The sequence below is a fragment of the Oribacterium sp. WCC10 genome, from assembly GCF_900113415.1.
In the GTDB taxonomy this organism is placed as follows: Bacteria; Bacillota; Clostridia; order Lachnospirales; family Lachnospiraceae; genus Oribacterium.
Genome location: NZ_FOPH01000012.1, coordinates 40723 through 63412 on the forward strand (window position 1 = coordinate 40723; position 22690 = coordinate 63412).

Genomic DNA, 22690 nt, shown 5'->3' on the forward strand with positions numbered 1-22690 from the left:
GCGGCGAGTAAAGTAGTTGTTTATATATTCTGTTTGTGTACAACGGATGTGGATTATAGTCGTTTTTTGGGGAAGGGTTCATTTGACCCTTCCTTTTTGGCTGGTTCCTCAGACTGATGCATTATTTGTTTTGGTAAAAGTCTGATGATAGTTCAGATTCTTAGTTAATAGTTAACCTGACATACTTTAAAAATGTTTATATGGCTGGATATCTGAAGTGTGACTGGAACATGGAGTATTTAGTTATGAGAGTAACTGCAAAACGGGTATAAGAATAATTATGTAAGTATGCAGTATATTTTTCATTTTGCAAAATATAATTGATTTCATCATAAACCTCTTGACCAATATACCCCGGGGTGGTATAAAGAATAAAAAATAGGGTATAGGGGTATGTTGGTGAAGCGCTGACGGAAAGGGTTCCTGACGGTTTTTCAGTGTGAATCATCCAATTACCCGGAATACCCTTATATTGGGGGATACATTGTTTAAGTATTTCCTGTCTCAAAGATTTAGCCTGATGAAGACGCTATGATGATCATATTTAGTGATGACGTTTATGCCGCTTCATTTGGAACATCAAGGAGGTTATATGGAACAGTATATAGTGACAGGCATGAGCTGCGCCGCATGTCAGTCAAGAGTGGAGAAGGCGGCGAAGACAGTTCCCGGAGTAAAAGAGGCCAATGTTTCACTTCTTACAAACACTCTCATGGTTGAAGGTGATTGCAATGCAAGTGAGGTTATAAAGGCAGTTGAAGCTGCGGGATATGGTGCTTCAGTAAAAGGTGGTACAACGAAAGACGAAAAAAGCTTAGAAATTAGCGATAGTATGAACGCACAGGAGGAGGCGCTAAAGGATCATGAGTCTCCAAAGCTGAAAAAGCGTCTCTATCAGTCCGTGGGATTACTGCTTGTCCTTATGTATCTCTCCATGGGGCATAATATGGCAGGATTTCCTGTGCCGGTTTTCCTTGAAAATCCTGTATCGAATGCCATGACGCAGATGCTTATAGCTATTGTTGTTATGTATATAAACAGGAAATTTTTTACCGGAGGATTCAGAACGCTGCTTGACGGATCGCCAAATATGGATGCTCTTATAGCACTCGGGTCATCCGCATCATTTGCATATTCGCTGGTGTCTCTTTACATAATGACAGATAAACTCGGACTTTCGGATATGAAGGCAGTTCATCATTTGAGTCACAATCTCTACTTCGAGACTGCTGCTATGATACCTACACTTATCACTGTCGGTAAGCTTCTTGAAGCGATATCCAAAGGACATACCACAGATGCTCTTAAAAGTCTTATGAAGCTTAGCCCAAAGACGGCAGTAATTTATAAAGACGGGAAGGAAACAGAGGTTCCTGTTTCAGATGTGAAGGTTGGAGACATTTTCGCAGTAAGACCCGGGGAAGCCATTCCGGTGGACGGTTTCATCGAGGAAGGTGATACGGCTGTTAATGAATCTGCCCTTACAGGAGAGTCCATTCCGGTAGATAAAACAGTGGGAGATATGGTCTCGGCTGCTACAATCAATCAATCCGGATTCATCAAGGCAAGGGCAACGAGAGTAGGAGAGGATACCACATTATCCCAGATTATACATATGGTGACGGATGCGGCGGCAACCAAGGCACCTATTGCAAGAATAGCAGATAAGGTGGCAGCTGTTTTTGTGCCGGCGGTCATTTTTGTGGCAGTTATGACATTATTTATATGGATATTTGCCGGAAAAGGCATTGAGTTCTCGATTCCGAGAGCGGTTGCCGTACTGGTGATATCATGTCCGTGTGCTTTGGGACTCGCAACTCCTGTTGCAATTATGGTCGGAAACGGTGTAGGTGCTAAGAACGGAATTCTGTATAAAACAGCAGCGGCGCAGGAACAGGCAGGACGAATCGAGATAGTTGCTCTTGATAAAACAGGAACCATCACAGCAGGTGAGCCGAAGGTTACTGACATGGTACCGGCAGATGGAGTCAAGGAAGAAGAGCTGCTGTCTCTGGCCGCCAGCATTGAAGTAAAATCGGAACATCCATTGGCAAAGGCCATCATGAAGTATGCTGAAGAAAAGAAAGTAGAGCCTAAAGAGGTTACCGCCTTCCAGGCATTAACGGGAAACGGTGTAAAGGGTGTACTGTCCGGCTACGAGGTACTTGCGGGATCCGGCCGTTTCATGGATGATAATGTACCGGTTCCGGACTCGATGCTGGAAAACGCTTCTGCGTTGGCACATCAGGGGAAAACACCTCTGTTTTTTGCTGAGGCGGGAAGGCTGAAAGGAATCATTGCTGTGGCAGATACTATCAAGGCAGATTCTTCACAGGCTATAAAAGAGCTGAAGGGCATGGGAATCGAGGTTTACATGATAACCGGCGATAATGAAAAGACCGCAGCAGCTATCGCTGAAGAAGCGGGCATTGACCACGTTATCGCAGGAGTGCTTCCCGACGGAAAGGAAGCGGTAATCCGTGAACTTCAGAAGAAGGGGAAGGTCGCCATGGTTGGAGATGGAATCAATGATGCTCCGGCTCTCACGAGAGCGGATCTCGGTATTGCCATCGGTGCCGGAACGGATGTAGCCATTGACGCGGCAGATGTTGTCATTATGAAGTCAAGGCTTACAGATGTTGCAGCTGCCATCAGACTTGGTAGAGCAACCATCGGTAATATACATGAGAATCTTTTCTGGGCATTTTTCTATAATGTTATCTGTATACCTCTTGCCGCAGGCTTTTATTCGGCTCTGTTTGGATGGGGATTTGAGATGAATCCTATGGTAGGGGCTGCTGCCATGAGCATTTCCAGCTTCACTGTATGTATGAATGCTCTCAGACTGAATCTGATTGATGTCCATGACTCTAAGAGAGACAGAAAAATAAAGGTAAATACTTCTACTGTTGAATCAGCCGTAGAGGATAATATAACTAATACAAAGGAGAACAAAAAAATGACAAAGACAGTTAATATCAAGGGTATGATGTGTGGACACTGCGAGGCTTCAGTCAAGAAGGCTCTTGAGGCTATCGACGGAATCGAGCTTGCTACAGTATCACATGATGCAGGAACAGCTGTTATCGAGCTTACAAAGGAAGTGGCCGATGACGAAATCAGGAAGGCTGTAGAAGATCGCGATTTTGAATTTGTATCAATTGAGGGCTAAACCATGCCTGAATGTTGTCATATAGATGAGAACGGGCGTCATAAACATAAACCAAGAACTCCTGAACAGGTTAAGGCGCTTGTGAACAGGTTAAACCGGATAGAGGGTCAGATCTGCGGCATAAAAAAGATGATAGAAGATAACAGATATTGTCCTGATGTGCTTATGCAGGTAAGTTCGGTACAGGCATCACTCAATTCCTTCAATAAGGAACTTCTTCAGACGCATATCAAATCCTGTGTTGTGGATGATATAAAAGCCGGTAATGAGGAAGCCGTTGATGAACTATGTGAACTATTGAAAAAGACCATGAAGTGATTTACAGCAGTCGTTAGCACTCAAAGCTTACGACTGCTATATTTTTATATTTTGTTTAGCTTTTTTCACATCTAATACACATTTAAACAGTATATTTGCTATCATAAAAAGCAGAACATCAGACTAAGTATTATATCTTATGATTGAAATACAGAAAGCTGGGAGTTCTCGATAAACAAAATGGAGATCCTTATGGATACATCGGGGATGCGTAGTAGAAAGGGCATGGTATGGTAAATATCTTCAATGTTTTCACCAGGAAGAAAATGTCATCGCAGCTGAATCTTGCGAATGAGAATTATTCCGGTAATAACCAGAACAATCCAAATGACAATGGATTCAATAATTTCAACGATTTTTTCAATCGTTTCAATCAGAATAATCAGGGAAACAACGGAAACAGCTATAAGCCGAGAAACAGAAGACCTTTGATCTTTTATTATTTCGTTGCGCTGGTGATCATCCTTCTTTTGAACACTTTTGTATTTCCTTCACTTCTGACACGTTCGGTCAGAGAGACTTCATATACGGAATTTATCAATGCGGTTAATAATAATGCAATCACCAAAGTAAGTCTGGGTGATGATGCAATAGTATATGTTGCCAATGTTAACGGTCAGTCATTAACCTGCAGAACAGGACGTTTAAAGAACCAGTATACAGAAGCTTCGGTACTTGACAAACTGTACAGCCAGAATGTCAACTTCGAGGAGGAGATACCTGTAGAAACAAGCCCGTTGCTTTCTTTTGTACTTAGCTGGATATTCCCTATCCTTATTTTCTGGGCACTTGGCAACTGGCTTTCAAAGAGAATGGCTTCTACCATGGGCTCCATGGGCGGTGGCGGAATGTTTGGAGGATTTGGAAAGTCCAATGCCAGAGAATATGAAGCAAACGGTGATAATAAGGTGACTTTCAAGGACGTGGCAGGTGAGGATGAAGCCAAGGAGCTTCTCAGTGAGATGGTTGACTACCTGAAAGAACCTGATAAATATACAGAAATCGGTGCACATATCCCTAAGGGAGCACTTCTTGTAGGCCCTCCGGGAACAGGTAAGACACTTCTTGCCAAGGCTGTTGCCGGTGAAGCAAATGTTCCCTTCTTCTCGATTTCCGGTTCTGAATTCGTTGAGATGTTTGTTGGTATGGGTGCTGCCAAGGTTAGAGATCTGTTTGATCAGGCAAAGAAGAAAGCGCCATGTATCATTTTTATCGATGAGATCGATGCAATCGGTAAAAAGAGAGGCGGAGGTAATCTGGGCGGTAATGATGAGCGTGAGCAGACTCTTAATCAGCTTCTTACTGAGATGGATGGGTTTGATTCATCAAAGGCTATCATCATTCTTGCTGCGACAAACCAGCCGGATTCGCTGGACCCAGCACTTTTAAGACCGGGAAGATTTGACCGCCGTGTTCCTGTTGAACTTCCTGACTTTCAGGGCAGAGTTGATATACTTAAGGTTCATGCAAAGAACATCAAGATGGCTGAAAATGTAAATCTTGAAGCTATAGCCAAGGCGGCAGCAGGTGCCAGCGGTGCAGAACTTGCCAACATTATCAATGAGTCGGCATTGAGAGCCGTAAGAGCAGGAAGAGAAAGAGTTATACAATCTGATCTTGAAGAGTCAATCGAAGTTGTTATAGCAGGTTATCAGAAGAAGAACAAGGTTATGACAGATAAGGAAAAACTTATCGTTTCTTACCATGAGGTTGGTCATGCACTTGTTGCTGCACTTCAGAAGAACAGTGCGCCTGTTCAGAAGATAACCATCATTCCGAGAACTTCAGGAGCACTTGGTTATACCATGCAGGTAGAGGAAGAGGGAAATCATTACCTTTACTCTAAGGAAGAGCTTGAGAACAAGATAGCGACTCTGACAGGCGGCCGTTGTGCAGAGGAGATAATATTCCATACATGTACAACAGGTGCAAGTAATGATATCGAGCAGGCAACAAAGTATGCCCGTGCCATGATCACACGTTACGGTATGGCTGATGATATCGGCATGGTTGCGATGGAGCAGCTTCACAACCAGTATCTGGGAGGCGATGCTTCCCTTACATGCTCACCGGAGACTCAGACAAAGATCGATCAGATGACAGTTGATCTTGTTAAGAAACAGCATGATAAGGCATACCAGCTTCTTCAGGACAATATTAACAAGCTTCATGAGATAACAAAGTTCCTCTATGAGAAGGAAACCATCACAGGTGCAGAGTTCATGGAGATTCTTAACAGAAAGGAAATTGATCCTTCTGTTGTAGCACCAAATACATAAAAAATGAGACAGTTCCAAGGAAACACTGATTATATCAGTGTTTCCTTGGAACTTTCGGCGTCGGGGTACGGATTTTCAAAGGAAGTAGGTACTTTACATCGAAAATCCGGTCGGAGAAACGCTTTAATCAGCGTTTCCATAAAGATTAATGAAAAGAGACGGAGTCAGTGGCATGAGATTTTGCTGCTGACTCCGTTTTTCTATCGCCTATTCCTATGCCAACCGCATGAGCGTTAAATATAACCTATAAGTTTTGTTAAAATTGTATCATTTTTTGGTTTTTTTATTGATACAATGGTGAATATGTATAGAAATATGATTACACCACCTATATAATTAGTACATGTTTGTTGGGCCTTGAAAATTCAGGAAACAATGAAGGCTGTCATTTTAATGACATTGTGAAGTTTTGGAGTATTAGAAAATGCGTGATCTTGATTATTTGAAGTTATTGGCAAAGCAGTTTCCCACTGCTACGGATGCAGGTGCCGAAATCATCAACCTGCGAGCGATTTGTGCATTACCAAAGGGAACAGAGTACTTTTTCTCAGATCTTCATGGAGAGAGTGATGCGTTTATTTATCTTATGCGTTCTGCATCAGGTATCGTAAGAGACAAGATTGACGAAACCTTCGGCAATCTGCTTCCGGAGGAAGAACAGTTGGAACTTGCGAATCTCATTTATTATCCGAGAGATATTCTTTCATCATCTGCTCACAAGAAGATCGATTCGCCGGAGTGGCAGCGCATAACCATACATCGTCTTATTAATATCTGCCGCGTGGTATCATCCAAGTTTACACGTTCAAAAGTTCGTAAAAAGATGCCAAAGAACTATGCCTATGCTATCGACGAGCTCCTTCATATTGACAGTCATGATGAAGACAAGAAGGGATATCTCCGTGAAATCATGAATGCCATCATAGACATAGATATGGGAGATGATTTTATTATCGCTCTTTGCGAGCTTATCCAGAATCTTGTCATCGATAATCTTCATATCATAGGGGATGTTTTCGATAGAGGACCTCATGCTGACCGCATCATGGAGGAACTTATGAGTTTTCATGATGTAGATATCCAGTGGGGTAATCATGACGCTGACTGGATGGGTGCTGTTTGCGGAAATCCTGCCTGCATTGCCAATGTTCTTCGTATAGCAACCTCATACAATTCATTTGATGTGCTTGAGGACGGCTATGGCATCAATCTTAGGCCACTTTCAATGTATGCCGAGGAAGTATACGGTGATGATCCATGCGAATGTTTCCAGCCGCATCTCCTGGATTCCAATGTCTCCGACTCGGTTTCTCCGGCACTTGCCGCAAAGATGTGTAAGGCAATCTCCATTATCATGCTGAAGGAGGAAGGACTTCTCATAAAGAGACATCCCGAATATCATCTTGAGCACAGACTTCTCCTTGAAAAGGTGGATTACGAGAAGGGAACTGTGGAAATCGATGGAAAGATATATCCACTTAAGGATAAGAATTTCCCGACCATTGATCCAAAGCATCCATATAAGCTGACAGAAAGAGAAGAACTTCTCATGAAGACTCTTAAGTACAGTTTTACTCATTCACAGCTTCTTCAGAAGCATATACGTTTCTTCTTTACAAACGGATCGATGTATAAGGTGGTAAACAACAACATTCTTTATCACGGATGTATTCCGATGGAGAAGGACGGCAGCTTCAGAAAACTCAAGACACCTGACGGAACTTTTTCCGGAAAAGCGCTTCTTGATTATTTTAATGATAAAGCCATAGATGCATATTTCCTTAACGGAGAAAATGATCCTCAGGGTAAACTCTATGCAACAGACTTCTTCTGGTATATGTGGTGCGGACCGAATTCGCCTCTTTTTGGAAAGGATAAAATAACCACTTTTGAGCACTGCTTCATAGAGGATCCTGCGACACACAAGGAGAGATTTAATGCATACTACGATCTTGTGAAGGAAGAGAAGTATGTGGATAAAATCTTTGAAGAGTTCAATGTAGATGCTTCTTTGGGTCATATAGTTAACGGACATGTACCTGTAAAGACCAAGATGGGCGAGTCACCTATCAAGGCCAATGGTAAGCTTTTTATCATCGATGGAGGTATATCCAAGGCATACCACTCACGAACAGGAATTGCCGGGTATACTCTTATCTTCAACTCACGTCATCTTGCCCTTGCAGAACATAAGGGATTCAAGAAGGGTTCCGAGAATACTCCTGAGATTCAGATAGTTGAGCAGATGAAGACTAGAGTAAGAGTAGGCGAGACGGATAACGGAAGAGATCTTAAGAAACAGATATCCGATCTGGAAGAGCTTCTTGCAGCATATCGTAATGGTGACATCCTTGAGCAGGGTGAAATCATTCCCAGAAAGCGATAAACAGGATATAGATGAAAAGATAAACAAAAGACCTTTTGCGACATTGATTTGTTGCAAAAGGTCTTATTTTGATGAAAGGTTTATGGAGAAAAAACGGTATGTTTTTTAACAGGTATGGGTGATAGCATAGGGATGACCTGAAAGTGCTTAAGATAAAGAGAATTATTGTATGACAAACCGTACGTCGAATGATACATATAAGGTATAATATGTGCAATATAATATGTTAAATAGCACTTTGAATAGTGAATAATGCACAAATATTGTTTTACAAACGTCCTACAAGGTGTTACGATATTTCCTGGGGAATGTTGAGCAAAGCTTTTTTTTGTACCTGACAGAGGTTTATTGAAAGATTTACAGAAGGTGTGGAGAAAGAACGAGATGTTGTCGAAAAATCGGTAGAAAAATAGATGTTTTTGTGAAGTATGTACAAAATTTTCTGTTAAAAAATAGACATATCCCACAATTGCTTTTTATTATTAGTACAAAAGCAGATTTTGGTTGACATAATTTCTGCATATATTAAAGTTGATTCATGCTGTTTTTTTAAGCTTCACATTAAGAGGAGGAGTTTTTTATGGATTACGAAAAGAAGGCGAAGGAAATCCGAGCTGAGATATTGAAGATGCTTTATGCGGCAAATTCAGGACATCCGGGTGGATCTCTTTCATGTGTAGAGATGCTTATGGCGCTTTACTATGACACAATGAAGGGACTTGACCCAAAGGATCCTAAGAAGGCAGATCGTGACAGGTTTGTTCTGAGCAAGGGACATGCGTGCCCGACACTTTATGCGATACTTGCTGATCTTGGATATTTTCCTAAGTCAGATCTTGCTAATCTCCGTAAGATTCACAGCCACCTTCAGGGACATCCTGATTGTAAGAAGACACCGGGCGTAGACGTTAACACAGGTTCACTTGGTCAGGGCGCATCTATCTCAATCGGTCTTGCACTTGGTGCAAAGGTACAGAAGCAGACATGGAATACATACGCAGTACTTGGTGATGGTGAGTGTCAGGAAGGTCTTGTATGGGAGGCGGCTATGTCAGCAGCTCACTACAAGCTTGACAATCTTACATGGATGCTCGATTACAACCACCTCCAGATTGACGGTTCCAATGAGGAAGTTATGAGCCTCGGCGATATCAATGCCAAGTTCAAGGCATTCGGCTGGGAAGTTTATGATGTTGACGGACATGATATAAAGGCTATCGACGAAGCACTTCAGGCTCCTCACAACGGAAAGCCGAAGTTTATCTGCTGCCATACAATCAAGGGTAAGGGCGTTTCATTCATGGAGAACCAGTTTGGATGGCATGGCAACCCGATAAACAAAGAGCAGTTTGAGAAAGCATTTGCAGAGCAGGAGGTTTGATAATATGGGAAAGTCATTAAGAGTTGCATTTGGTGAGACACTTGCAAAGTTAGGTGAGGAAAATGACAAGATTGTTGCACTTGATGCTGATCTTGCAAATGCTACACAGTCCAAATATTTCAAGGCGAAGTTTCCGGAGAGATTTTTTGATATGGGTATCGCCGAGGCCAACATGGTAGATACGGCAGCAGGTCTTGCTCATGACGGACTTATTCCTTTTGTATCAACCTTCGCACTCTTTGGCGCAGGACGTGCCTATGAGGAGATTCGTAACTCTGTTGCTTATGAGAATCTCAATGTCAAGTTTGCATTCTCACATTCAGGTCTTTCAGTAGGTGAGGATGGTGGTTCTCATCAGTCAGTAGAGGATATTGCTCTTATGAGAGTCATGCCTAACATGAAGGTTATCGTTCCTGCTGACCCTCAGGAGACAGAAAAGGCAGTTCGTGCAGCTGCAGAGCTTGACGGTCCTGTATATGTTCGTGTAGGAAGACCTGTTGTTGATGATATTCCTGAACTTGATGACAAGCCTTTTGAATTCGGTAAGGCCACAGTTATCAAGGATGGAACTGATGCTGCGATCATTGCCTGCGGACTTATGGTTTCCAAAGCCCTTGAAGCAGCAAAGAAGCTTGATGCAGAGGGTATCAGCACAGCTGTCATCAATATGCATACTATCAAGCCCATCGATAAGGAGACTATCCTTAAGTACAACGATAAGGTTAAAGCTATTGTTACTATGGAGGAGCATAGTGTTATAGGCGGACTCGGTTCAGCAGTGGCAGAAGTACTTGCGGGTAAGGCAGGAGCCAGGTTCTCTATCATTGGAATCGAGGATCGTTTCGGTCAGTCTGGTAAGCCGGATTTACTCTTTGAAGAGTATGGCCTTACAGTAGAGCATGCTGTTGCTGATATCAAAACAATGCTTGGTAAATAATTTATATTTTTAGTCAGATTAAATCAGGATTCTAAAGAGTCTTGTGATATAAAAAACACCTCTTTTGGAGTAAAGGAACGCGGTGTGTCCGGAAAGGGCATGCCGCGTTTTGTTATACAATGTGATTGTTATGATGCACAATATATTATTTGAAAAAGCATATAAATTAGTTGTAATGCTCAGCGAAGTGGGTTAAAATCATTATAACAGTAAAGATTGTATGACATTTTCACAAAGATTGTACGACAATTGTGAAAAGCGCCAAAGGAGGGAAAATGAAAAAAAGAATTGTGTCATTGGCACTGGCGATGACCATGGCTGCAACGTCACTTGCAGGTTGTGGTTCGTCAGGTGCAAAGGCAACTGAAACAAAGGAGACAACTGCTGCGGCAAAGGAAGCTGCAACTGAAGCTCCAAAGGAGGAAACTAAGGCGGCAGCTGAAAGTGGGTCGGGAGAGCTTGCCGGATTAGATCCTGTGACATTAACTATCTATTCACCGGGAAATGAAAATTCAGTGCCAACAAAGACTATTGCAGAGTATGCAAGACTTGTGAAGGAAGCATCAAACGGACAGATAACACTCGATGTACACAGTTCCGGAGAACTCGGAAATGATGCGGAGGCTCTGGCATCCACAAGACTTGGTACTATAGATATTATTTTTGCCGGAACATCCGGATTTACAGAGTTTTACGACAAAGCAAAGGTTCTTGATATGCCTTTCCTTTTTAAGGATGCGGATCAGGCATATGAGGTGACAAACGGAGAGATAGGAGACAAGATATTCTCCGGACTTCCTGATGTGGGTCTTATATATCTTGCTGAAGGCGATAATGGTATGAGACAGGTTTCAACAACGGAAGCCGGTGGGCCTATTCATTCAGCTGATGACGTTTCAGGTGTGAAACTTCGAGTTCCTACAAGTCAGGTATATCTTGATGTATGGCAGACACTGGGAGCAAATCCTGTTGCACTGGCTCTTAACGAGCTTGCTATAGCTCTTTCAAACGGAACTGCTGAAGGACAGGATAATGCAACATATCATCTTGTTGCTAACGCTACTTATGATGATATAAAGTACTTTAGTTTTATCAACTATATGTGGATGGGATGCACCATGGCAGCCAACAAGGATTCATGGGATGCGTTGCCTGAACAGTATCAGAAGATTCTCAGTGAACAGGCAAAGGCAGCCGCTAAGTATTCTTTCGATACTATCAAAGAGGATAACGTAACAGCAAGAAAGACTCTTGAGGATGCAGGAGTTCAGTTTGATGATGATCCTGATATTCAGTCATTCAAAGATAAGCTGGATATTCCAAACTTCTATAAGAAGTATGAGAATGAAACCTGGTATGATCAGGAGCTCCTTGATTCCATTCTTGCATTAAATAAGTGATTTCATGGATATGCCGATTGATTTATTTTGAATTGAGTATGTAGATTAACATACAGGCTGAAGCCTATACATTTACATTTAATACAATGAATGAAAAGTGGCAGGTGCCGTAAAGGTATCCTGCCCCTTTTCAAGAGAAAACATTAAAAGGAGGCTATCGTGAAATTATATCGGAAAATCCTCAATATTCTTAAGCTAATATCCACGGTGATAATGCTTATCTGTATTCTCGGAATAGTCACGATCATGCTTTCTGAGCTTATCGTAAGAAATCTTATCAATACATCATTCCGATGGTCAACAGAACTTTGCGGATTCCTGTTCATGTGGATGTCATTTATGGGACTTATAACCCTTATAGATGAAAACAGAATGATAAATCTGGACATGATATACGTCAGGGTATCGGATAAACTTAGAAATGTGTTTTGGATAGTCATACGGATCTCTATGATTTTTCTGGGTATCATCATGGTTGTATCCTATAAGGATATGTATCCTATCCTTGCAACAAGCAGGTTTTCAACAATGCAGAAACTCACAAAGGCATGGCATTATCTGCCGTGTGCCATAGCGGGTGTTTACTTTGTTCTCGTTTCTTTATATGAGATTTTGAACAGGGTTATAAATAAGGATCATAAGGGAGGAGACTGATGAGATGATAGTATTTCTTTTGACATTTCTAGTACTCCTTCTAATCGGAGCTCCGATAAGTATAGCTATAGGTGCCGGAGCCACAGCAGGATGCATTGCACTAGGATATCCGCTTCAGATAGTCGGACAAAAGATGGTAACGGGCATTGATTCCTACCTGCTTATAGCAGTGCCGTTGTTTATCTTTGCAGGCAATCTCATGAATGAAGGAAAGATAACCACAAAGATATTTGATTTTGCAAAAGCACTGGTAGGATGGATTCCCGGAGGACTTGGACATGCAAATATTGTTGCAAGTATTATTTTTGCAGGAATGTCCGGTTCTGCGGCAGCTGATGCAGGCGGACTTGGCGTAATAGAGATGAAGGCTATGCGTGATAATGGCTATGACGATGAATTCTCAGCGGCTGTTACTTCGGCATCATCTGTAATCGGACCAATATTTCCCCCAAGTATTCCTCTTATCATATATGGATCGGTTGCATCTGTATCTGTGGCAAAACTTTTTATGGGTGGAGTTATACCGGGGCTACTCATGGGATTTGCTCTCATGGTGCTGGTTTTTATATTCGCTGTTAAAAGAGGATATGAAAAATCTGTATTCAGTTTTAAGGTTCTGACAGAAAGTTTCAAGGGTTCAATTCTATCACTTGTAACACCGATAATTATACTGGCAGGATTCACAACCGGATGGATCACACCTACAGAAGCATCCTGCATAGCGGTATTATATTCACTTCTGATATCTGCTGTTGTCTACAAGACATTGGGAATTAAGGATTTCATCCGTTGCGCAAAGGACTCAGCGGTAGGTGCAGCCAATACACTGTTTATCATTGGAACATCGACACTATTTACCTATGTCATGGTTAAAGAGGGTATATCAAGAGATATTGCGGATTTCATACTGGGTATAAGTACTAATCAGATAGTTATTCTTTTGATTATCAATATCATACTTCTTATACTCGGAATGTTTATGGAACCCGGAGCCATACTTACACTTATGCTTCCGGTACTTGTTCCTATAGCTCAGGGAATAGGACTTGATCTGGTTCATTTTGGTGTTGTGATGGTACTTAACCTTATGATCGGGCAGGTCACACCGCCTTTCGGCGTATGTCTGTTTATCATAAGTGACCTTGCTCATCTTAAACTTGAAGTTTTGTATAAAGGTATATTGCCTTTTATTATTCCACTGATTGTTACACTTATGATGTGTACATATATACCGGGAATAGTTACATGGCTTCCAAATATGCTTTTGGGAGCATAATGATGCTTTGATATGTGATGTCTGAAGAGAAATGTATTATATTCAGCTCTTTATTAGCAGAATTACGATGAGTTGATGCTCAAAAGTCAATGGAGAAACTATGAAAAAGTTATCGGCAACACAGAAAACAATAAACGAATTAAAGAAGTATCTTGAGTCTGATGAGGCAGTAATAGGAGATAAGCTGGCAACAGAAAAGGAAGTATGTGAAAAACTGTCTGTCGGAAGAGGTACCGTGAGAGAAGCGTTCAGAGATCTGGAAGCTGAAGGGTATATCTCGATTGAGCCGGGAAAAGGAGCATTTATCATCAGAAAGACACAGAATGATACAGATGCTCTGGTCAACTGGTTCACTAAGAATCGAGGAACCATACAGGATTACGTTGAGTTCAGAAACATAATAGAACCCGCTGCTGCGCGTATGGCAGCAGCAAGGGCTTCGGATGGAGATATTTTGGAACTGAAAGAAGTTCATGAAACATTTATCACTACAGCCGCAGTCATGGATGATGAGAGACTGGCATATCTGGATGAAGAATTTCATTCAAAAATCATGAAAATGACCGGCAATGAAGTTATGCAGCTGATTAATCATAACGTCAATAAGCGTATCATGAATTTCAGATTTCAGACATTTAAGATCAGACATAATGTGGATAACGCCATTGAGGCACATGGAAAAATTCTAAGGGCAATAACGGACAGAGATCCGGATGTTGCAGAGATGTACATGAAAAGGCACATTGAATTGATTGATGAAGACATGGAAAGAATTATTGTAATGTAAAAAGGCGGTATAATTAGTTTGATCTAAAATCGATATAAGGCTTGCAATTTAAGCTTTTATATAAAAACTTTTTTTATATGGAAACAGTCCATCGCTATGCGATAATTTTTAGGACTGTTGTTCCGTAGTAGTAAGGAGGAAAAGATGAGGTTTTTTATTGACACGGCAAATGTGGACGAGATTCGCGAAGCAAATGAGATGGGCATCATTTCAGGTGTTACAACAAATCCATCACTTATTGCCAAAGAGGGAAGGGATTACATTGAGACTCTTAAGGAGATCACAGGTATAGTTGACGGTCCTATTTCCGGTGAGGTTAAGGCGAGCACAACTACTGCTGAAGGCATGATCGCAGAAGGAAGAGAGATTGCAAAGCTTCATAAGAACATGGTAGTAAAGATTCCTATGACTAAAGAAGGTCTTAAGGCTGTTAAGGTACTTTCAAGCGAGGGCATTCATACAAATGTGACCCTTATTTTTTCAGCGGGTCAGGCTCTTCTTGCAGCAAGAGCGGGAGCTACTTACGTTTCACCGTTCCTTGGACGTCTTGATGATATCTCTACAGATGGTATAGCGCTTATTCAGGATATCGAAGATATATTCCAGATGTACCCTGACATCGAAACTGAGGTTATCTGTGCATCGGTTCGTCATCCTATGCATATACTTGAGTGTGCAAAGACAGGTGCAGATATAGCAACAGTTCCGTTTAAGGTTCTCATGCAGATGGTCAAGCATCCTCTTACTGATATCGGTATCGATAAGTTCGTCAAGGACTACGAGGCGGTATTCGGTAAATAAGGTTTAGTGTGAAAAAGTCCTTGAGAGTTTAGAGCTCTCAAGGACTTTTTATTTTGTTGCTTTGATATTCCGGTATATATTGAGTGTCGGTAAACAGCTTAGAAAACAATGTACTTCGGAATTCCGTTTTCGTATTTACATGATATCTCACCCTGAATGAGAGGTGTAAGGTAGTCTATCATTTCCTGAGTTACTCCGTTGCCTTCCGATGTAATCCACTCTTCAGGGACTTTTTTCTCACGATCAGCAATCTGAGATATGTCGGCTGATCCGTACACTACCTTATAGGTATCTCCGGGCACGCGTGTAAGCGTAGACATTACTCCGTTTTCACCTTCTACAGCAAGTTTTACAGCATTTCTTCCGAGTTCCATAGACTCAGTGATATCAGTCTCTGAGAGAAGGTGACCGGCACAACGCTGGAGCAGATTTAACTCGATATAACGTACTTTGCATCCGATGTTGGAACGGATTGAATTCTCGAGAACACGACCTGCACCTGTTGCTATAGTGTGTCCAAAAGCATCCCTGGACTGATCACGATCTGTGTAGTCACATATCATCTTTCCACTTTTATCGCGGATACCTTCACTGATAGCTACTATAAGATTGTTGCAGATTGAAAGCTGTCCACGTACGTCTGAAAGGAACTCATTGATGTCGAAAGGATGCTCCTCCAGATATACAAGATAAGGAACATTGCTGTTTGCACCTTCGGCAAGTGCCGCTGCTGCTGTAAGCCAGCCGGCATTGCGTCCCATCATCTCAACGACGATAACATAAGGTGTGTCGTAAACTTCGAGTTCTCTTTCAAGTTCAGAAACTGTGGTTGCGATATACTTGGCTGCTGAACCGAATCCGGGACAGTGATCTATACCAAAAAGATCATTGTCAATGGTTTTGGGGGCACCGACAACAACGATATCTTTGATATCGTGGGATTTGATATAAAGTGAAAGCTTCCAGACAGTATCCATGGAATCGTTGCCGCCGATATAGATGAAGTAACCTATATTATGTTTCTGAAATATCTCGATAATCTTTTGGAATTCAGACGAGTCCTTTTCGGGATCCTGAAGCTTATAGCGACATGAACCCAAAGCGGCTGCCGGTGTGACACTGAGCGCATCGAGAATATCATGAATTCCATTTATTGCACTAAGCTCCGTGAAATTTTCCTGCAGCACGCCCTGAATGCCATATCTGGCCCCGAAAATCTTATCTATCAGAGGTGAATCCAATGCTTTCTCTATGATTCCGGTAAGTGTTGCATTGATGGCAGCAGTTGGTCCGCCTGATTGTGCTACAAGTAAATTCTTCATTTTGCCTCCTAAAAACAAATCTCAAAGTTCCGTTTCAGATACTCCGTCATCTGAGCGGAAAGCGTAAAATCTTAACTTTGCGCCTAGATATTTCTACATCAAAATGAAGATAATGTCTATATAAAGTTATCATGTGTCTATGAAATAACCTTTTCTTTTGAAAACATACAGGCTTCGGTGTCTGTGAGTTCTTTAACAAACCTCGCTCTGGATTGATGTAGATCTTCTTCTGTAGCATCATATGCAGCATTGACGTTTGGCTTATTTGAAAATGATGCCCCAGGACCGTAGTTTCTGTATTCGTAAAATCGCACGGTGGATTCTGCGTCTTTCTTATTCCAGTTATGGAAACCTTCCTTATTTATTTGTGAACCTATGAAACTGTTCATTATAACTACAGATGCGTAATTACGCCATGGACGTCCAAGATAGCAGGTTCCGTCAGGACAATCAGAATCAAAATGGCAATCATCAAATACATATCCATAGTCCTGTCCTTCCGGGGTCGAGGATGCTGTTACGTAGCTTTTGATGACTCTTGTTTCATCTGAATCAAAAATACTATTTAAATCTTTCTGAGAAAAACTTTTATCGGATGAGACTATGGTGGTGTCTGAACCGCAATATGAAGTATAAGAATGCTTTCTGTAGAGAAATGCTTCTCTGTTTTTTTGGAATATTACACATTTTTCAAAATAGGCAGTTGCGGATCCGAAAATGAAGTCAATATCACCTTCTATATAGCAATTATTGTAGTATTGATGTCCGTTGATCCTTGGCGAGAATTGCTTGGGACCGATAAAACCGTTTTTTTCTATCTCCTTTGGAGGAAGAGGGCCTGTAAACAATGTATCCTGCCAGCCGAGAAGACGGATATTTTCGAATCTGAGCTTATCGCCATCTGCATAAAGCGCTATGGCTTGTCCTATATCAGGGCCTGCACCGGCAGAATTTTCAATGGTCATATTTTTTAGAGTTACGTCATCTGCATCTATGATCATAGTGTAGGTTCTGAATGTTCCGAGTTTACCTATATCGCTGGATGGCATTTTAGCATAATTACCATAGGAAATAATTGTATTATCGGAGGACAGGAATACGTTTGCTGATTCATTGGCGGCACAACATGATGTGCCTGAATCACATAACTCGGATTCATTTGATGAGATTCGGGATCTGAGATACTCGGCATTAAAATCTGTGTTGCTTCCTATGATAGTGAGATGGGGGGTCTTTACGGTAACTACTTCTTTATATATACCCGGTGCAATGGAAATGGTGTCTCCGGGTAAGGCATGGTCTATAGCCTCCTGTATACTTGTGAAATCACCGGTGCCGGATTTTGAAACTGTAATCATAGGTATGAATTCCTTTCAACTTTATATAGTTAGTGCTTAACAAGTGTAAATTAACAGCATATGTCAAAAGCGGTGCGACCCGTTAATGACACATGGCACACATCTGTGTGCAATAATTACATATTATAATGTAATAACTGAGGAACTGAATTATATAATCGGCTACATTTATACTATCGGCTACGTCCAATTTTCCTGTTTTTGAAGTTTGAATGTTGTTTTGGTGAAATTGTTTATTCAAAACAATGAGAAAAGAAATGGATGTTAAATATGGCATCATTAAGCGCTTACAAATCCTGCGTGATTATATAATATGACGATGACAAATGCACGAAAATGCATAAGACTCGAACTGATTCAGATGCACCTCTTATCATAACGGATATTTAAATACGTATAATATGGGCTAAAAAAGGAAAAATCAGCGCTAAAAAGTATCCGATAAGATAATAATCCGATAAATAGGGTCGGAATTTGTAAGTTTTTTGCTTTTTATACTGATATAATCACTAATGTCAGTAAGAGAGAGGGAAAAATCAACAAAAAAGATTTGATTTCGAAAAGAGGAATTATGGATTTTGTAATAAGATCCGTTTTTAAGCGGAGTGTAACGATTGAACTGGAAAATGATACTATATGCTACACACCGGAAGAGTATATCATTTCAATAGATGGAAAAGAAATACTGAAAACAAATCTTAATGTAGTGTCTGTTGAAGGACTTAGTCCTGATAAAGAATATACCATTACACTTACAGATTCAAAGGGAAGCACAGAAAAGACTTTTCAAACAGAAAAAGAGTCGGTGCTTTTGGATGTTAAGGCATTTGGGGCTGTTGGAGACGGACTTCATGATGACACAGGATTTTTACAGGCTGCGATAAGCGCCTGTCCCAAGGATGGAACAGTATATATACCGGAAGGAAAGTACCTGACGAGACCTTTATTTCTGAAAAGCGACATGACCTTTTGGGTTTCTGAAGGAGCTGTCATTCTCGGAGATACAGACAGAAGTCATTATCCTGTATTGCCAGGTATGACGGAAACAAGTGATGGTAAAGGTGAATATAACCTGGCAAGCTGGGAGGGAAATCCTGAAACATCCTTTGCATCACTGATAACCGCGATTCATGCAGAAAATCTTGATATTGTAGGAAAAGGAATCATAGACGGAAACAGTGACAAGAGTAACTGGTGGGTTGATCCAAAGGTCAAAAGGACAGCCTGGAGACCGAATGCGATATTCCTTAACGGATGCAAACACGTAAGGATGCAATCGCTGACAGTGAAGAATTCCCCTTGTTGGGCGATACATCCATACTATACGGATGATATCGGAGTATTTAACCTCAATATATGGAATCCTTCCGATTCGCCTAATACTGACGGATTTGATCCTGAAAGCTGCGACGGTGTGCTGATACTCGGAACCAAAATATCAGTCGGAGATGATTGCATAGCCATTAAGTCCGGAAAGTATTACATGAGCGAGAGACATCATAAGCCTGCGGATCATGTGACTGTACGAAATTCCTTCCTTGAAAGAGGTCATGGAAGTGTTACAGTAGGTTCCGAAGCTGCGGCGGGTGCAAAAAACGTTGAAGTTTCAAGATGCATTTTCAAGGAAACAGATAGAGGACTGCGCATAAAGACAAGAAGAGGAAGAGGTCCTCACGCGGTTTATGACAATATTTTCTTCCATGACATCATCATGAAGGATGTTCATATGCCGTTCACGCTGAATATGTTTTATTTCTGCGATCCGGATGGCCACAGTGATTATGTGCAGGATCAGAACGAAAGACCTGTTGATGACAGGACGCCGTTTATCGGAACTATCAGGGCTGAGAACATCGAGGCCACCGGGGCGGATGAATGTATGTTTGTGGCTTACGGACTTCCGGAGAGATACATAGACAACATCATCATGAGAAACATCAATGTATCATTCCTTCCGAAAGAGATCAGAAAACCCGGGCAGACCATCATGATGGACAACTTCCCTGAAATGACCGGAAAGAGTGTATATGCCAGAAATGTAAGGCATTTTGTGATGGAAAACATCAGGATAAAGGGATGCGACGATTCGGATACAGAACTGATAAATGTTACAGATTTTGACAGATGTAACGTTATTTACACATAAGTATATTACGGGCGCGAGCCCGATTAAATCAGGAACACAAAAGTTCCTAAGGAGGCAAAAAATGAGAAAAATGGTTACTAAGATTCTTTCAGGAAGCTTGGCTGCATCCATGGTTATGGGTCTTGCAGCATGTGGCGGATCATCAACCGCTCCTACAGAGGCGGCAAAGGCTGAGGCTACTACAGCAGCAACTACTGCTGCTGAGACAGTTGCAAATGCAGCAGCTGAAAACGGTGGTGATGTAAACCTCAGAATTTCATGGTGGGGCGGCGATTCAAGACACAACGCAACACTCAAGATGCTTGATGAGTATATGGCAGCAAATCCAAACGTTAAGGTCGAGTCTGAGTATGGTGCATGGTCAGGCTGGCAGGATAAGATCGCTACACAGATCGCCGGTAACTCAGAGCCTGATCTTTTCCAAATCAACTGGAACTGGTTATGGCAGTTCAGTGCAGACGGAACAAGATTTGCAGATCTTAAGGATCTCACAGATTTTGATCTTTCACAGTATGATCAGTCACTTCTTGATCTCATGACAATCGACGGACATGTACTCGGCGTTCCTGTATCTTCAACAGGTAGAGTATTCTACTGGAACAAGGCAACATTCGAGAAGGCGGGCCTTGAAGTTCCTACAAGCTTTGCTGATATCCTTGCAGCAGGTCCTGTATTCAAGGAGAAGCTTGGTGATGATTATTATCCGCTTGCAGCAGGAACTTATGACCTTGTAATTCTTCTTACATACTATATGCAGGAGAAGTACAACAAGCAGTGGGTTGTTGACGGACAGCTTAACTACACAGTAGACGAGCTTGCAGACGGCTTTGATTTCCTTAAGAGCCTTGAGGAGAATCACGTTATCCCTACACAGGAAAAGCTCACAGGCGACGGTGCTGATTCTCTTGATAAGAACCCTAACTTCATCGACGGACATTATGCAGGTCTTGTTGAGTGGGACAGCTCTATCAAGAAACTTGTTGATGCACTTGACAGTGATCAGGAACTTGTAATCGGAGAGTATCCTGCAGACTACGGCACACCTGCTACAGTTTATAAGGTATCTATGGGATTCGCGATTTCACCTAACTCAGCAAACAAGGAAGAGGCTGCCAAGCTCCTTCAGTACATGTTCAATGGTGATGGTGTAGAGACTCTTGCTCTTGAGAGAGGCGTTCCTGCTTCTAAGGCAGCTCAGGAGAAGCTTTCTGCTTCAGGCGCTCTTTCAGGTCTTACATATGAGGCTAATCAGGCTGCATCAGCCAATGCACCATTCCAGCTTTCTCCATACTATGAGGATGCTGCTCTTAAGGACAGTGCAGAGGGCGCATATCAGGAAATCATGAATGATATGTCTTATGATGGAGTAGATTCCAAGGAACTTGCCCAGTCACTTATCGATGCGGTTAATGAGGTTGAGAGCAAGTAATCTGTAGTAACAGATTGAAAGTGATTTAATCCCTGATCCTCCTAATGTTAAGGGTTTAAATATTGTTTGTACGATTCGGGCCTTCGGTTCGGGGGCCCGATTCATATGCAGAAATTTACAAGGAGTAGACAAATGTCAAATACAACAACAAAAAGCGCTCCGAACAATTTTTGGAAAGAGAATAAAGGCTTTATTTTCATCATTCCTTGGTTGGTAGGATTTCTTGTATTCAAAGGATATCCATTCCTTTCTTCACTGGTATACAGCTTCAGTGATTATTCACTTTTTGAAGGAATATCCAAGTGGGGTATCTTCAACTATCTTGATGTATTCACTAACAAAAAGATTCAGACAGGTTTCATCATTACATTTAAGTATGCGTTTATGACTGTACCACTCAAGCTGGTATTTGCATTATTCGTAGCTTACATTCTTAACTTCAAGATCAAGGGAGTTAAGATGTTCAGAACAGTCTATTACATTCCTTCGATTCTTGGCTCATCAGTTGCCATCGCTGTACTTTGGAAGGCGATCTTTAAAGATGACGGAATCATCAATATGCTTCTTGGATTATTCGGCATAGCAGGACCACACTGGTTATCAAATAAGTCAGCAGCACTTTTTATTATCTGTCTGCTTCGTGTATGGCAGTTCGGTTCTACCATGGTTATCTTCCTTGCAGCATTAAAGGGCGTTTCACCTGATCTTTATGAAGCGGCATCTCTTGATGGAGCAGGAAAGTGGAGACAGTTCTTCACAATTACTGTACCAATGATAACACCGGTTATTTTCTATAACCTTGTTACACAGCTCGTTCAGGCATTCCAGGAATTTAATGGACCATACATTATCACAGCAGGCGGACCACGTGGAGCAACAACACTTGTTTCACTGCTTATCTATAACAACGCATTTAAGAAGTATGCTATGGGACTTGCAAGTTCACAGGCCTGGGTACTGTTTATTATCCTTATGATCTTCACTGCAATCTTACAGTACAGCCAGAAGCACTGGGTATACTATTCTGATGAGGAGGCTTAAACA

General features: G+C 41.6%; 16 protein-coding genes. 14 read left to right on the top strand and 2 right to left on the bottom strand.

Features of this window, described 5'->3' with window-relative positions; genetic code table 11:
• The first annotated feature begins 592 nt into the window (after positions 1–592).
• The 11 genes from BM294_RS09700 (at position 593) to fsa (ending at position 15391) form a co-directional block, all read left to right on the top strand.
• Complete coding sequence (locus BM294_RS09700) at positions 593–3172, top strand: heavy metal translocating P-type ATPase (protein WP_091207528.1); 2580 nt, start codon at positions 593–595, stop codon at positions 3170–3172.
• 3 nt (positions 3173–3175) lie between these two features.
• Positions 3176–3490, top strand: coding sequence for a metal-sensing transcriptional repressor (locus BM294_RS09705; protein WP_091207531.1), 315 nt, complete (start codon positions 3176–3178; stop codon positions 3488–3490).
• Between the two features lie 266 nt (positions 3491–3756).
• Positions 3757–5769 (top strand): ATP-dependent zinc metalloprotease FtsH, encoded by a 2013-nt coding sequence (gene ftsH / locus BM294_RS09710; protein ID WP_091207694.1) that lies wholly within the window; start codon positions 3757–3759, stop codon positions 5767–5769.
• A gap of 424 nt (positions 5770–6193) precedes the next feature.
• Entirely contained in the window at positions 6194–8155 is a 1962-nt protein-coding gene (locus tag BM294_RS09715; protein WP_091207532.1) for a fructose-1,6-bisphosphatase, read from the top strand.
• 580 nt (positions 8156–8735) lie between these two features.
• Positions 8736–9536 carry a transketolase gene (locus BM294_RS09720; protein WP_091207535.1) on the top strand — a complete coding sequence of 267 codons (801 nt, stop codon included), beginning with the start codon at positions 8736–8738 and terminating at the stop codon, positions 9534–9536.
• Positions 9537–9540: 4 nt separating this feature from the next.
• The gene (locus BM294_RS09725) at positions 9541–10473 is read left to right on the top strand and encodes a transketolase family protein (RefSeq protein WP_091207538.1); all 933 of its coding nucleotides are present in this window, start codon (positions 9541–9543) and stop codon (positions 10471–10473) included.
• Between the two features lie 275 nt (positions 10474–10748).
• On the top strand, positions 10749–11873 hold the full coding sequence (locus BM294_RS09730) for a TRAP transporter substrate-binding protein (RefSeq protein ID WP_091207541.1): 1125 nt from the start codon (positions 10749–10751) through the stop codon (positions 11871–11873).
• Positions 11874–12032: 159 nt separating this feature from the next.
• Positions 12033–12527, top strand: coding sequence for a TRAP transporter small permease (locus BM294_RS09735; RefSeq protein WP_091207544.1), 495 nt, complete (start codon positions 12033–12035; stop codon positions 12525–12527).
• A gap of 4 nt (positions 12528–12531) precedes the next feature.
• Positions 12532–13803 (top strand): TRAP transporter large permease, encoded by a 1272-nt coding sequence (locus tag BM294_RS09740; protein ID WP_091207547.1) that lies wholly within the window; start codon positions 12532–12534, stop codon positions 13801–13803.
• A 100-nt stretch (positions 13804–13903) separates the two neighbouring features.
• Entirely contained in the window at positions 13904–14590 is a 687-nt protein-coding gene (locus tag BM294_RS09745; protein ID WP_091207550.1) for a FadR/GntR family transcriptional regulator, read from the top strand.
• 144 nt (positions 14591–14734) lie between these two features.
• Positions 14735–15391 (top strand): fructose-6-phosphate aldolase, encoded by a 657-nt coding sequence (gene fsa / locus BM294_RS09750; protein ID WP_091207552.1) that lies wholly within the window; start codon positions 14735–14737, stop codon positions 15389–15391.
• A 98-nt stretch (positions 15392–15489) separates the two neighbouring features.
• Here fsa and BM294_RS09755 read toward each other — a convergent pair whose 3' ends face one another.
• Complete coding sequence (locus BM294_RS09755) at positions 15490–16713, bottom strand: 6-phosphofructokinase (RefSeq protein WP_091207555.1); 1224 nt, start codon at positions 16711–16713, stop codon at positions 15490–15492.
• Between the two features lie 137 nt (positions 16714–16850).
• Positions 16851–18071 carry a pectinesterase family protein gene (locus tag BM294_RS09760; RefSeq protein WP_091207558.1) on the bottom strand — a complete coding sequence of 407 codons (1221 nt, stop codon included), beginning with the start codon at positions 18069–18071 and terminating at the stop codon, positions 16851–16853.
• A 571-nt stretch (positions 18072–18642) separates the two neighbouring features.
• On the opposite strand from BM294_RS09760, the gene BM294_RS09765 reads away from it, so the two are divergent.
• The 3 genes from BM294_RS09765 (at position 18643) to BM294_RS09775 (ending at position 22687) form a co-directional block, all read left to right on the top strand.
• A complete protein-coding gene (locus BM294_RS09765; RefSeq protein WP_175494622.1) occupies positions 18643–20217 on the top strand; it encodes a glycoside hydrolase family 28 protein in 1575 nt (524 codons plus the stop codon).
• Positions 20218–20278: 61 nt separating this feature from the next.
• Positions 20279–21646: an ABC transporter substrate-binding protein gene (locus BM294_RS09770; RefSeq protein ID WP_175494623.1), complete on the top strand. Its 1368-nt coding sequence runs from the start codon at positions 20279–20281 to the stop codon at positions 21644–21646.
• A 132-nt stretch (positions 21647–21778) separates the two neighbouring features.
• The gene (locus tag BM294_RS09775) at positions 21779–22687 is read left to right on the top strand and encodes a carbohydrate ABC transporter permease (RefSeq protein WP_091207564.1); all 909 of its coding nucleotides are present in this window, start codon (positions 21779–21781) and stop codon (positions 22685–22687) included.
• The last annotated feature ends 3 nt before the right edge of the window (positions 22688–22690 follow it).

What these genes read in the sequence shown, in the direction of transcription:
- BM294_RS09700 (WP_091207528.1), top strand. Translation starts at nt 593, where the DNA reads ATGGAACAGTATATAGTGACAGGCATGAGCTGCGCCGCATGTCAGTCA.
- BM294_RS09705 (WP_091207531.1), top strand. Translation starts at nt 3,176, where the DNA reads ATGCCTGAATGTTGTCATATAGATGAGAACGGGCGTCATAAACATAAA.
- ftsH (WP_091207694.1), top strand. Translation starts at nt 3,757, where the DNA reads ATGTCATCGCAGCTGAATCTTGCGAATGAGAATTATTCCGGTAATAAC.
- BM294_RS09715 (WP_091207532.1), top strand. Translation starts at nt 6,194, where the DNA reads ATGCGTGATCTTGATTATTTGAAGTTATTGGCAAAGCAGTTTCCCACT.
- BM294_RS09720 (WP_091207535.1), top strand. Translation starts at nt 8,736, where the DNA reads ATGGATTACGAAAAGAAGGCGAAGGAAATCCGAGCTGAGATATTGAAG.
- BM294_RS09725 (WP_091207538.1), top strand. Translation starts at nt 9,541, where the DNA reads ATGGGAAAGTCATTAAGAGTTGCATTTGGTGAGACACTTGCAAAGTTA.
- BM294_RS09730 (WP_091207541.1), top strand. Translation starts at nt 10,749, where the DNA reads ATGAAAAAAAGAATTGTGTCATTGGCACTGGCGATGACCATGGCTGCA.
- BM294_RS09740 (WP_091207547.1), top strand. Translation starts at nt 12,532, where the DNA reads ATGATAGTATTTCTTTTGACATTTCTAGTACTCCTTCTAATCGGAGCT.
- BM294_RS09745 (WP_091207550.1), top strand. Translation starts at nt 13,904, where the DNA reads ATGAAAAAGTTATCGGCAACACAGAAAACAATAAACGAATTAAAGAAG.
- fsa (WP_091207552.1), top strand. Translation starts at nt 14,735, where the DNA reads ATGAGGTTTTTTATTGACACGGCAAATGTGGACGAGATTCGCGAAGCA.
- BM294_RS09755 (WP_091207555.1), bottom strand. Translation starts at nt 16,713, where the DNA reads ATGAAGAATTTACTTGTAGCACAATCAGGCGGACCAACTGCTGCCATC.
- BM294_RS09760 (WP_091207558.1), bottom strand. Translation starts at nt 18,071, where the DNA reads ATGATTACAGTTTCAAAATCCGGCACCGGTGATTTCACAAGTATACAG.
- BM294_RS09765 (WP_175494622.1), top strand. Translation starts at nt 18,643, where the DNA reads ATGGATTTTGTAATAAGATCCGTTTTTAAGCGGAGTGTAACGATTGAA.
- BM294_RS09770 (WP_175494623.1), top strand. Translation starts at nt 20,279, where the DNA reads ATGAGAAAAATGGTTACTAAGATTCTTTCAGGAAGCTTGGCTGCATCC.
- BM294_RS09775 (WP_091207564.1), top strand. Translation starts at nt 21,779, where the DNA reads ATGTCAAATACAACAACAAAAAGCGCTCCGAACAATTTTTGGAAAGAG.